The following is a 13042-nucleotide window of genomic DNA, read 5'->3' on the forward strand; positions in this document are numbered from 1 at the left end:
AGATATGGTAGAATATTGAATCAAGCTTTGCTTACACAGTTCAAAGCAATAGGCATTAAAGATGTGATGGCTCTCATCACACTCCCCAATGCCGTAAATGTTCGCCTAAATAAATCGTTAGGCTTTAATCTGGTCGGGAAATATACAATGTCGGTTTTAAATTTGATCGTTTTATTTCTGTAGGATGCTGGCAACTTGAATTTAAGTCAGATACATAACATTCATATCTTGAGAAATGCATCACTAAAAGCCACCATAATAGTAACCATAGTGGCTTTAATCCTTTATGCCGCGTCAGCGTGACCATGAATACGGTGTTTAGTCACAAAACCCACTAATAAACACATCAAGAAGACAACAGCATACAAACCGTTAGCTGTAACTAATGCTGCATGTGGGTCAAAGCTCTCCACGATTGGGCTGGTTACCACAAACGTCAACATAGTACCGATAGTGCCGCAAAGTAAAATGAAGTTAACCAACTTCGGTGATGATGCTTTAGTCTGCTGTGAGCCTAGCGTAATAATTGAGGTGTAAATCGCACTACTAAAGAAGCCAAGAATAGAGATCACATACAGTAATGTTTTCGCATCAGTATCTTTATTAAACCAATACATTAATACTGTCGCTAATGCCGATAGCACCATCACAAGACGCTGTAGGTCGAACTTTTTCAAAATAGCACTAAAGATCCACATACCAACCATGTATGCGCCCCAGAAGTAACTGACTAAGTGACCCGCATCGGTGATCGACATACCAAGCTGTTTTGTCGCGTATTCAGGGATCCAAGAAACAAAACCGAGTTGACCAAGAATGTAGCATAAGGCCGCAATCGCTAAGAATACAACGCCTAAGCCCCATTTCTCTTTTTCAGGGATGACTTCAAATTCTTCTTCGTCTTTTTTACCCAGTACAGGGAATTCGGCAAATAACGTCAGCACAAAAATCGCTAGGTAAATAATACCGATAGTCACATACACCCAGTACCACTGAAGATGATGAGCCAGAACCGCTGCAGAAATTATTGGGAAAATCATCCCTGCCATACTAAAAAATGAGTCTGTAAACAATAGACGAGAGCCGCGTTGCTTACCTTCATAGATATGGGTGATCAAATAGGTACCAATCGACATGGTGATACCACTCACCACACCTAATACAAACATACAGCCAGAGAAAACTGCCAAGTTATGTCCAAGCATTAGCCCTAAAATCGCCAAGACCATGAGACAAAAACCAAAGATAAGCTGGCGCTTCAACGGTACTATTTCCATCAACCATACATTGAGGAAAATTGATATTAAGATACCCGTATTTAAAAAGGTAAAGGTATTACTCATGCTTGATATTGGTAAGCTGAAATATTTAGCAATATCCCCCATTACAATACCAGTGACGATAATCAATGAGCCTGTTAGCGCATATGATAAAAAACTAATCCATGTCAGGAGGTTGCGATTTGTTTTTGTCATTGCAAAACCTGAAAACGTTCTAATAGAAAATAATGTGATGAATGCTATCAATTCATATCACATTGAATTGTGATTATACTCACAAAGAATATTGATTATGGATTTGACTCTGATTAAAAACCACATATTTCAGGTTTGATTCAGTTAAAAACACAAGAAAGAACAAATATTAATCTAGCTGTTTATAAATTAACTCGTGGTTATTATTAAGTATCACAATAGGTTGGCTAAGTACCACTGAACCGTTTTTCTTAAACCAGATTCAAAACTCTCTAGCGGCCTCCACCCAAGATCTTACTCAATTTTCGTAATATCAATCGCATAACGTTTATCATAACCTGGGCGATCATCCAAATGTGTAATCAAGTCACGGTATGCCTTACCCCCTGCGGCTTATTAGGTACTAAGATCTCCAGTAAATCGCAAATAGCATGAACAACAGCAATATTGGTTTGTTCATTGTTACCACCAATATTATACGTCTCGCCAACTTTTCCCTTCTCCACCACTGTTACCAATGCTTTAGTATGAGCATCAACATACAACCAGTCACGCACTTGCAAACCGTTGCCATAAATAGGAAGCAGTTTTCCTGCTAAGGCATTTAATATCACTACGGGGATCAGCTTTTCAGGGTATTGATACGCGCCATAACTGTTTGAACAATTGGTTACAATAACAGGCAAACCATAAGTGCGGTGCCACGCCCTGACTAGATGATCGCTTGATGCTTTTGATGCCGAGTAAGGACTCGAGGGTTGATACGGTGAGGTTTCAGTAAACGGCTTCGCTTGTGGTGAAAAAATAGATAGCTCACCGATGATGATTACAGGAAGTGAAACGCTTTTTAGACTATGCCAAATCTATATAGTATGGCTATTTTCTAACTCGTCTTATGACGGGGATGTAAAGTTCATAGTCTCTTGATTAAGCATATTGATTTTGATCATCACTTAAATAAAGTCCACCAAAATATGGTAAAAGGAGAAATTATCGATGTAAAAAAAAACGAAATCATGTCGCGATTTATACCCATCAATGATATTTTATCATCGTGTCTCAAGCGTATTACCGCAGCGTTAACTAAACCATACGATTTCTGTTTACCAATGACTATGGTGATCGATCCACTCTATGTATCACAGATGCTGGACATAGTAATACAAGCTTATTGTTTGAGATTTATACTCCATATGTATTTAACGCTGCACGCAATGACGGCAGCGCCTTTTCGAATTTTATACGCACTCTAGCGTGGCTAAACCCGACTAGCGTTCAAAACAAAAAAGCCCGATATTAGAACTAATATCGGGCAACAAGTTTTATTCGGCTAAAAATAATTAAAATTAAACTATTTAGCACCAAAACCGGTAAGCATAGTACGGATAGTTTTAAAAACTATATTAATATCTAACCAAAAAGATAAGTTTTTAATGTAATAGAGATCAAAAGCTAATTTCTCAGTTGTTGATTCTGTATCATCAGCATAACCTTGCACAACCTGAGCCCAACCGGTAATTCCTGGTTTAACCATATGACGATAACCGTAGAATGGAATTTCTTTTTCAAATTGTTTAACGAAACTATCTTGTTCTGGTCGAGGACCAATTAAAGACATATCACCTTTCAGTACATTAAAGAATTGAGGTAATTCATCAATACGTACTTTACGGATAATTTTACCTACTTTTGTAACACGAGCTTGTTCTTGAGTCGCAAATTTATCTTCAGCACCTGCTTCTTTTACAGTCATACTGCGAAATTTGTAGATACGAAAAACTTTTCCACCTTGACCTACTCGTTCCTGTATAAACATTGCAGGACCTGGATTTTCTAATTTTATTAAGATCGCAGTAATTGCCATAATCGGCAAAGTGATAGGAAAAGATGCTATAATTATTAACGATTCCCAAAAACGTTTAAACGTCATATAAAGTGGATTTGGTAGCAAAGTACCTATTGCATTCTCAGATAAATGTTCTGTCTGAACTTTACCTTCAAGCATCTCTTTAATACTTTCAGCATGGAACACAGAAATATTTGCCAAACTACAATCAGCAATAAACTTCTCTGACTCTGGAGTCAAATTTCTGTGTAAATCAACAACTAAACCACCTTTGACATCCTTAATGTTGTAAGGTTGTTTAAGTTCTATAACACGAACACGTCCTTTTTGATTAAGAGATTTAATATCAAAATTTGCAATTGCAAATAATACTAAACGCTGAGACTCTTGACGAATGAGTGATGTAATATAGAACCAAAAAAAAGAAATTATTCCGCCATAAATTAAGGCACTTCTAGAATAATCGACACGAGTTAAGAAAACTAGACTCATTGCGACAACAAATACCGTAACTACTACAGGTAAAATATAATATTTTCTTTCAACTAACAAATACGTTGATATTTTGGGTAAAACAATAGCACTAATAAGATAGCATCCAGCTGTGATCCAAATAGAATTTACTATAGTTTCTGGTCTATATGGAAAGAGTAGATTCAAAATAGAAACGACAAAAAAAATACCAATGATATGGCATATGTATGAGTTCGATAACAATTTTTGAATTGATTTTATGTTCATTAAGATTTCTCAAATATCAAAAATTCATATTTAAAGCAAATAGTATAATTTACTTTCATGCGTTTATATAGACTCTTATGAATAAAGCCTTATAAATAGGAATTTTAAGCAAAAACAACAATAGTGCTATGTTTTTATTACACTTATTGTATCAAATAAATCTTACTTAGATTTTTTATAACCAAGATAAGCATAACTAAGAAAGTTTTTAGCACTTAATTTAAAAGGTAGTTTCTCAACTTCACGATATAATCGCCATTGATATTTCGCTGCAGTTATTTTATTTGATGAAACACTATTAGGCTGAACAGCAAGATAATTAGCAAGAATATCATCCATCCCATATGCAAAAGGTACCATCTTAAGTATACGTAACCAAAGACCAAGATCTTGACGTTTTGATATGTTAGGCATATAAACTTTACCTAATTTTTCTGAATCATAAATAGCAGTTAAACAGCCAATACGATTACTTTTCAGCATATCACTATAATTAACTTTTAGCTTTGGCTTATATACACCTAAATGATTACCTCTGAAATCATACTTATTATATGCAGTATAAGATAACTCAATATTATTATCCTGCATAAATGATATTTGCTTTTCTAATTTATTTTCAAACCATTGGTCATCACTGTCTAGAAATGCTATATAACGACCTTGAGCATTTTCAATAGCAACATTTCTAGCTATTGCAGGTCCCGCATTCCACAATCTTTTAATTAACCTAATTCGAGAATCTTTTTCAATATAGTTTTCAATGACACCTACAGAACCGTCTGTAGAGCAGTCATCAACAATAATCATTTCCCAATCAGTAAAAGATTGATTTATTACCGACTCTATCGTACTTGAAATACTATTTTCACAGTTAAAAGAAGGAGTAATAACCGAAACAATAGGCTTATTATCTGTCATAGTTAATCCCCGCCAAATAAATCGCGTGTATACACTTTCTCTGCGACATCAGACAGTTCTTCAACCATACGGTTAGATACAATCACATCGCATTCTTGTTTAAAGGTATTTAGATCTTCAATCACTAAAGAATTAAAGAATTCATTTTCTTTTAATACGGGCTCGTAAACAACCACTTCAATCCCTTTAGCCTTAATGCGCTTCATGATGCCCTGAATGCTTGATGCTCGGAAGTTATCAGAACCCGCCTTCATAATTAATCGGTAAATACCAACGCGATCAGGATTTTTAGCAATAATAGAATCTGCAATAAAATCTTTTCGAGTAGTGTTTGCATCAACAATCGCACCAATGATGTTATTAGGTACATCACGATAGTTGGCACGTAGTTGTTTCGTATCTTTCGGTAAACAATAACCACCATAACCAAATGATGGGTTATTATAGTGATTACCAATACGAGGATCTAAACCAACACCTTCAATAATTTGACGTGAATCTAAACCATTAGATGCAGCATAAGTATCTAATTCATTAAAATAAGCAACACGCATTGCAAGATAAGTATTAGAGAATAACTTTACCGCTTCCGCTTCTGTAGAGTCTGTAAACAATACTGGGATATCTTTCTTAACTGCGCCTTCGAAAAGTAAATTAGCAAATACTTCAGCTCGTTTACTTTGCTCTCCTATAATAATACGAGATGGATAGAGATTATCATAAAGTGCTCGACCTTCACGTAAGAACTCTGGCGAGAATATAATATTCTCACAGCTAAACTGCTCTTTTACTTGCTTAGTATAGCCAACAGGTACAGTTGATTTGATTACCATTATAGCATTTGGGTTTATTGCTATTACGTCTTTAATTACAGCTTCTACTGATGATGTATTGAAATAGTTATTTTCAGTATCGTAATCTGTTGGGGTGGCAATGACCACATAATTAGCATCTTTATAAGCTAACTCTTTATCTAAAGTGGCAGTGAAGTTTAACTCTTTATTTTGCAAAAAATCTTGAATTTCCTTATCCACTATTGGAGAGATTTTATCGTTCAGTGATTTTACTTTTTCTTCGATAATATCTACGGCAATAACTTCATGATTCTGAGCTAAAAGCATAGCATTAGACAGGCCGACATATCCTGTACCAGCAATAGCAATTTTCATTTTATGTCCAATTTTAGTGATTAATTAATTGAATGTTTTCTAAAGCTTGATTTACTAAATAGATAGCTCTATCAACAGAAGATGACTCCGCATAACAACGAAGTTCGGGAGCATTACCTGATGGGCGAAAGTGAATAACATTTCCACTATCAAAATTAATTCTTAATCCATCTGTTGTGTCAATTGAATCAACTTTTATTTCGTCACATTTCAATTGATACAAAAATTGTGAAATATCTTCTTTCGCTTTAGTTAAAATTGTTAGACTTTTTTCTGTCGCAAAATTCTGAATACGATCACTATGTGTATAACACTGTGGCAAAGCATTAACTAATTCGTATATTGGCTTTTCTTTTGCTGCTGCTAATAGCATGAGAGCAGGTAAGACGGCATCACGTGTTGGTAAGGCTTTAATCGCTTTATTATTAACAATGGTGTCTGAGCCTAATAAAAAACCACCATTGGCTTCAAAACCCGCCACTGAATTATATTGTTTGGCTAACGTATCAAATTCAGCAATCACGTAAGGTGAGCCTATTTTTGTGCGTGTTACATGATTAAAACGCTCACAGCTTTCAATGGCAGTATTGCAACTTACAGGTACGGCTAGTGATTCAATATTCATTGCATCAGCACACAGTAAGCCTAAAATATCACCACGTAACCAATCACCGTTTTCATCAGCGACCAATGGACGGTCACCATCACCATCGGTTGAGAATATAAAATCAAGATTATATTCTTTTGACCAGTTTTTTGCTTTTTGCTTGTCTGCGTCTGATACCGCTTCGGTATCAATCGGTACAAACTCATCACTACGCTCAAGAGCAATGACTTCAGCACCTAATGCTTCAAACATCGGTGCATACAGGTCTCGCCCAGCACTGGAATGCTCATAAATACCAATACGCTTGCCTGTCAGCATTTGACTATCAAACAAAGAAGTATAGCGCTCACTATATTGACTTGCCGCTTTATTACTGACAGTTAAGACAGGTAAACCCGTAATAGCTTCAAATTCAGCCGTGGCATTTAAAATAGCCAGCTCATCCGCTTTGCTGATTTCACCATCGGGACGGTAAAACTTTAAGCCATTACGGTCAAAAGGAATGTGGCTGCCCGTGACCATAATGCAAGGGATATTATCTTGCATTGATACGTAAGCTAACGCGGGGGTTGGTACCACACCATAATAAATCACCTCAAGCCCAAGCTGCTCAATCGCTTTGGCACATGCTTGTGCCATTGCCGGGCTACTTGGTCGATTATCAATCGCTATAGCAACTTGCTGGAATTCAAACTTTGATTGAATAGAAGTAATGAATGCATGAGTAAAAGCAGCACAAGCATTAGCGGTGAACTGTTCAACTAATCCTCGAGCACCACTGGTACCAAATTGTATACCCGACTCTTTAATAACCTCTTTTGTCACTAGCACCATTAATACCCCACTCCATAATCCTCAACACGCACCACATCATCTTCCGATAGATATGCGCCAGAACGTACTTCAATTAACTCCAAAGGAATTTGCCCAGGATTCGCAATCGAATGCGGAGAACCGATAGGAATATACGTTGATTCATTTTCCGTCAGTAAATAACTTTTATCGCCATTGATTACTTTGGCTGTCCCATTCACGACTACCCAATGCTCAGCGCGGTGGTAGTGCATCTGGGTTGCAGTACACTCACCCGGTTTGACCATCACATGTTTAACGTGGAACCGGTCGCCTTCTGCGATTTCATCATGTGTTCCCCATGGGCGATACACTTCTCTGTGTTGCAAGTATTCATAGCGGTTGGCTTGTTTAAGCTGACCAACAATACCTTTCACATCTTGCACTTTGTCTTTGTGTGCAACAAGTACCGCATCTTTAGTTTCAACCACCACTAAGTCTTCAACACCAACAGTGGCAACCAGCTTATCTTGTGAGTAGATATAGCTGTTAGTGGTATTTTCAACTAACACATCACCACGCGTCGCATTACCAGACTCATCCTTCTCATTGACTTCCCAAAGTGCCGACCAAGAGCCCACATCACTCCAGTTTGCATCCATTGGCACAACTACTGCATCTTGTGTCTTTTCCATCACGGCATAATCTATGGAATCATCAGGACATGTCATGAAAGTGCCTTTGTCTAAACGTGTAAAGTCTAAATCAGACTTGGTATCATGCATTGCAGCTTTACAAGCAGCCAATATTTCAGGAGCATATTTTTCAAGCTCAACCAAGTAGCGAGAAGCTTTAAAGAGGAACATACCGCTGTTCCAGTAATATTCACCGCTAGTAACGTACGCTTTGGCAGTATCTAACTGTGGCTTTTCTACAAAAGCATCCACACTATAAGCATTATTATTCAATGCTTCACCTCGATGGATATACCCATAGCCCGTTTCTGGGTGTGTCGGTACAATACCAAAAGTGACAAGTTTTCCTTTTTCAGCCTCGGCTTTAGCGTGTTGGACTGACGCTAGGAAAGCATTATTATCTTGAATAACATGATCAGCTGCTAATACTAACAATAATGGGTCTTCATTATTGGATACGGCTTTAAGTGCTGCAAGCGCGATAGCGGGAGCAGTATTACGTCCAACTGGCTCTAAGATAATCCCACTGTTATCCATACCACCTATGCGCAATTGCTCTGCCACAATAAAACGGTGTTCTTCATTACAAATCAGTAATGGAGCTTGATGTTCAATGCCATCAAGACGCTTAACCGTTTCTTGTAACATAGTTGCATCTGAGGTTAACGCTAAAAATTGTTTAGGATAAAGTGTACGAGATAACGGCCACAGACGGCTACCTGAGCCGCCTGCCATGATTACAGGTAGAAGCATAATCCGTTCTTCTTTTGTTTAGAGAAAATAAAGCTTGGTGTGACGATGAACATCGTCAGCATTAAGTAAGGTTATCACATCAAACCATTGATAGTGACCGTGTTGCTCTTTGGGTAATTGCGTCAGCGATACATCAAGCTTTAGACGATAACCCAGTACAACGTAATGAGTAGTAAAGTCATCACCCGAGAAGTTATCATCATAAAAATGTTCAAACGGACCAATTAAGGCCGCATCAGACAATTGCAGCTCAACCCCTAACTCTTCTTTCGTTAATCGAGCAAATGCAGTTGCCAAGGTTTCATCTTTTAATACTCGCCCGCCAGGGACGAACCAATAACCTTGTGCTGGCTTATTCAAGCGCTGACCAAGCAACACCTGACCTTCTGCATTTTCAACGATTAAATCAAGCGAAATAAGTGGAGTATGTGCCACAACGGTTTGGAATGTGTGTGTATCTAACCGTTGTGTCATCATTATTTCCTAAAATTATCTTGATTTGCTAAGAACCACTTATAGGTATGCGTTAAACCATCTTCTAGGCTCACGCTATAATGCCAACCTAAATCAGCAAGACGGCTCACATCCATTAATTTACGCGGTGTACCATCAGGCTTGGTGCTATCAAAGACTACATCACCGTCAAAGCCCACGACTTTTGCCATAGTCTCTGCCATTTCACGAATAGTACAGTCAACACCAGTACCCACATTAATATGTGATAGCATTGGTTGCGTATTGGCTTGATAAGTCTCGTTATCTAACTCCATTACATGGATAGAAGCAGCAGCCATATCATCAACAAACAAGAATTCACGCATTGGAGTGCCAGTACCCCACACGACTACTTCGTTGTCGTTATTTAATTTCGCCTCGTGGAAACGACGCATCAAAGCAGGAATAACATGTGAGTTATCAGGGTGGAAGTTATCGTTCTCACCATATAAATTCGTTGGCATGACGCTGCGGTAATCACGACCGTGTTGACGGTTGTACGATTCACATAATTTAATACCGGCAATTTTTGCAACTGCATATGGCTCATTAGTCGCTTCTAGCGTACCCGTAAGTAATGCTGATTCGGTCATCGGCTGTTCAGCCAATTTAGGATAAATGCACGATGAGCCCAAAAATAGCAGGTGCTGTACATCATGCTGGTGAGCAGCATGGATGATGTTACATTCCATCATCAAGTTTTCATAAATGAAATCAGCAGGGTAAGTATTATTAGCATGAATACCTCCTACTTTTGCAGCAGCTAAGTACACTTCATCAATACGTGCTTCAGCAAAGAAGTCACTGACTGCTTGTTGATTTAATAAATCGAGCTCGCTATGTGTACGCGTAATGATTTCAACGTTATTACGCTGAGATAATTGACGAACAATTGCTGAACCCACCATACCGCGGTGACCAGCAACAAAAATACGTTTTTTCATGGTCATTACTTTTTTTCATCACCCGCTAAACCATGAGCTTTTACCAATAGCTCATCAATCGCCTTAGCAAATGAAGATGAATCCTCGACAGATATTTCCACATCAAAGCCATTGGCTTTAAGTAAAGCATGCTGCTTCGCTTTGTTAATATCACAAGCTATCATTTCAGCACACATTTCTTCAACAGTAATTTCCGGAGTCCAGCCTAACTTCTCTTTTGCTTTGCTTGGGTCACCTAGCAAGGTCTCTACTTCTGCAGGACGGAAGAACTTAGGACTGACACGAACAATCACATCACCGACGTTAACGCTTGGTGCTTTCTCACTATCAACCGCAGTAACAGTTGCAATCTCATCCACACCCGCACCTGTGAACTCAAGCTCAATACCCGCTTCTTTTGCAGACATACGTACGAACTCACGCACAGAGATTTGCTTGCCTGTTGCGATAACAAAATCGTCAGCTACTTCTTGTTGTAGCATCATCCATTGCATTCGCACGTAATCTTTAGCATGACCCCAATCGCGAAGCGCATCCATATTACCTAGGTATAAGCAAGACTCTAAACCTTGAGAGATATTGGCAACCGTACGTGTGATTTTCCGCGTTACGAATGTCTCACCACGACGTGGTGATTCATGGTTGAACAAAATACCGTTACATGCATACATACCGTAAGATTCGCGATAATTAACTGTAATCCAGTAAGCGTACATTTTTGCTACAGCGTAAGGGGAACGCGGATGGAAAGGTGTGGTTTCACGCTGAGGGATTTCTTGCACCTCACCGTAAAGCTCAGAAGTCGATGCTTGATAGAAACGGGTTTTCTTCTCAAGGCCATTGATACGGATTGCTTCAAGCAGACGAATAGTGCCCATCGCATCAACATCAGCCGCATACTCAGGAGATTCAAAAGACACCGCCACATGAGACATCGCACCAAGGTTGTAAATTTCATCTGGTTGGATTTCTTTTACAAGGCGAATAAGATTAGAGGAATCTGTTAAATCCCCATAATGTAGATGAATGTTATCTGAATTTGCTATTGCTGTGTCAATACGTTCTGTATTAAATGACGATGCTCTACGAATTAAACCATGTACTTCATACCCTTTTTCTAGTAATAGTTCTGCAAGATATGAACCATCCTGGCCTGTTATACCTGTAATTAAAGCTGTTTTCATTTTTCAATTCTCACTAATGAGTGCTTACAAAAAGACTTAATAAGGAGTTTAAGCTTACGTGCTAATGATAATGTATAAACATTTCCTGTAGAACCACTCAACCCTATAATATCAGGATAAAAGAAAGAAAAAGAATTCTTCCTTATTTTGCTTAGTTTATCATTAAAGGCATGCTCAAGAAAATATCCCTTATCATCATTAACATCAAGGTATGCATTCAATAAATTATTTAGATAAAAATTTTTTGATACACAGTAGAATCTTGTATCAATCTTATTTTGCTCTAGAGATGGTGGGCGAAAGAAAAATGTTTTTGTTTCTTTCCTTAAAAACATTGAAATATTTCTTACGTATAACCGACCTGTTAGTTTAAAGAAATACTCATAATGATTAAGAAGTTCACTTTGATTTAATGAGTATTTAATTATCTCACCTTCACCATAACCTTTACCAAATATTAAAACACAATTCTTATCACCATTAAATGAAATGTATTCAAAGTTAACATACTCGGGAACATCAACCTTATTCAAAAATTCTTGTTTTGAATAACCTGTATTCTCACAAAAAACGATATTCAAAAATACTTTTTGAGAGAATATTTCTTTTAGAGCTGAAATGTACTGATTTAGACGTTCTTCTTTATCACATATTGCAGTGTGAGGGGAGAACACATCAATGGAAGCAGTTATCAGTAACGGAGTTTCTATCATTTGATACCTAGCGTGTGAAGTAATTCAGATTGTACACTATAATCATGTTTCAAAGCATGAGTTATAATATATTCCCCATCAAAATCATGATCAATCGCTTTAAGTATTGAGTTATAAATACTTTCAACACTTCCATCGGAATGAAATCCCGTTTTACCATCTATCACAGCCTCAGTAATGCCCCCAGTATTACCTGATATAACAGGAATGCCAAAAGCGTTAGCTTCAATATAGACAATACCGTAACCTTCAATTGAACCATCTTTGATATCGAATAATGACGGTAATATAAAGAGATCAGTGTTTAATAATAAATTTTCTTTCTGCTCTTCGGATACTCTTCCCAATAATTGAATTTTTTCTTCTAAACCTAACTCATTAATGGTTTTTTTAAGAGAATCCAAGCACGGTCCGGAGCCTGCAATGTAATAGACAAAATCAATAGTATTAATTTTTGACAAAGCATATATTACATTTTTTATATTTTTTCTTTCTACAAGCCTTGTTAAAGTAAAGAATATTTTCTTGTTTTTTTTATCTTTACTTTTCGCTGATAGTTTTTTATTGAGCTCTGATGCATTCATAAATGGAGGAATTACAATGTCAGCTTTTATTTTAACATTATCAAAAAAGAGATTTGAAATATCCTTACTGTTTGCAATAAACTTAACATTTAAAAAACTTAGCAATCTTATATAGTATATTTC

Annotated in this window: 11 protein-coding genes and 1 pseudogene; all 12 read right to left on the reverse strand. The window is 37.3% G+C overall.

What is annotated here, in order from left to right; all coding sequences use genetic code 11:
• Positions 1–284: 284 nt before the first annotated feature.
• Entirely contained in the window at positions 285–1475 is a 1191-nt protein-coding gene (gene tsgA / locus CTN01_RS21920) for an MFS transporter TsgA (RefSeq protein WP_045148376.1), read from the reverse strand.
• A 213-nt stretch (positions 1476–1688) separates the two neighbouring features.
• Positions 1689–2257: pseudogene (locus CTN01_RS21925) on the reverse strand (dTDP-glucose 4,6-dehydratase); the annotation flags it as partial.
• 569 nt (positions 2258–2826) lie between these two features.
• Complete coding sequence (locus CTN01_RS21930; protein WP_052666583.1) at positions 2827–4062, reverse strand: exopolysaccharide biosynthesis polyprenyl glycosylphosphotransferase; 1236 nt, start codon at positions 4060–4062, stop codon at positions 2827–2829.
• Between the two features lie 162 nt (positions 4063–4224).
• Positions 4225–4983, reverse strand: a complete 759-nt coding sequence (locus tag CTN01_RS21935) for a glycosyltransferase family 2 protein (RefSeq protein ID WP_045148373.1) — start codon at positions 4981–4983, stop codon at positions 4225–4227.
• Between the two features lie 2 nt (positions 4984–4985).
• Positions 4986–6152: a nucleotide sugar dehydrogenase gene (locus CTN01_RS21940; protein WP_045148371.1), complete on the reverse strand. Its 1167-nt coding sequence runs from the start codon at positions 6150–6152 to the stop codon at positions 4986–4988.
• A 13-nt stretch (positions 6153–6165) separates the two neighbouring features.
• Entirely contained in the window at positions 6166–7593 is a 1428-nt protein-coding gene (locus CTN01_RS21945) for a phosphomannomutase (RefSeq protein ID WP_045148369.1), read from the reverse strand.
• Positions 7593–8999 (reverse strand): mannose-1-phosphate guanylyltransferase/mannose-6-phosphate isomerase, encoded by a 1407-nt coding sequence (locus CTN01_RS21950; protein WP_045148368.1) that lies wholly within the window; start codon positions 8997–8999, stop codon positions 7593–7595. The genes CTN01_RS21945 and CTN01_RS21950 overlap by 1 nt, the downstream gene beginning before the upstream one ends.
• A gap of 18 nt (positions 9000–9017) precedes the next feature.
• A complete protein-coding gene (locus tag CTN01_RS21955) occupies positions 9018–9473 on the reverse strand; it encodes a GDP-mannose mannosyl hydrolase (protein WP_045148367.1) in 456 nt (151 codons plus the stop codon).
• A 2-nt stretch (positions 9474–9475) separates the two neighbouring features.
• The gene (gene fcl, locus CTN01_RS21960) at positions 9476–10438 is read right to left on the reverse strand and encodes a GDP-L-fucose synthase (RefSeq protein WP_045148417.1); all 963 of its coding nucleotides are present in this window, start codon (positions 10436–10438) and stop codon (positions 9476–9478) included.
• A 5-nt stretch (positions 10439–10443) separates the two neighbouring features.
• A complete protein-coding gene (gene gmd, locus CTN01_RS21965) occupies positions 10444–11622 on the reverse strand; it encodes a GDP-mannose 4,6-dehydratase (RefSeq protein WP_045148366.1) in 1179 nt (392 codons plus the stop codon).
• Positions 11619–12335 carry a hypothetical protein gene (locus CTN01_RS21970; RefSeq protein WP_045148364.1) on the reverse strand — a complete coding sequence of 239 codons (717 nt, stop codon included), beginning with the start codon at positions 12333–12335 and terminating at the stop codon, positions 11619–11621. The genes gmd and CTN01_RS21970 overlap by 4 nt, the downstream gene beginning before the upstream one ends.
• Positions 12332–13042 (reverse strand): glycosyltransferase (locus CTN01_RS21975; RefSeq protein WP_146150441.1); only part of this gene is annotated, 711 nt, incomplete at its 5' end. The genes CTN01_RS21975 and CTN01_RS21970, both read right to left, overlap by 4 nt.

The organism is Photobacterium angustum, assembly GCF_003026365.1.
Taxonomy (GTDB): Bacteria; Pseudomonadota; Gammaproteobacteria; order Enterobacterales; family Vibrionaceae; genus Photobacterium; species Photobacterium angustum.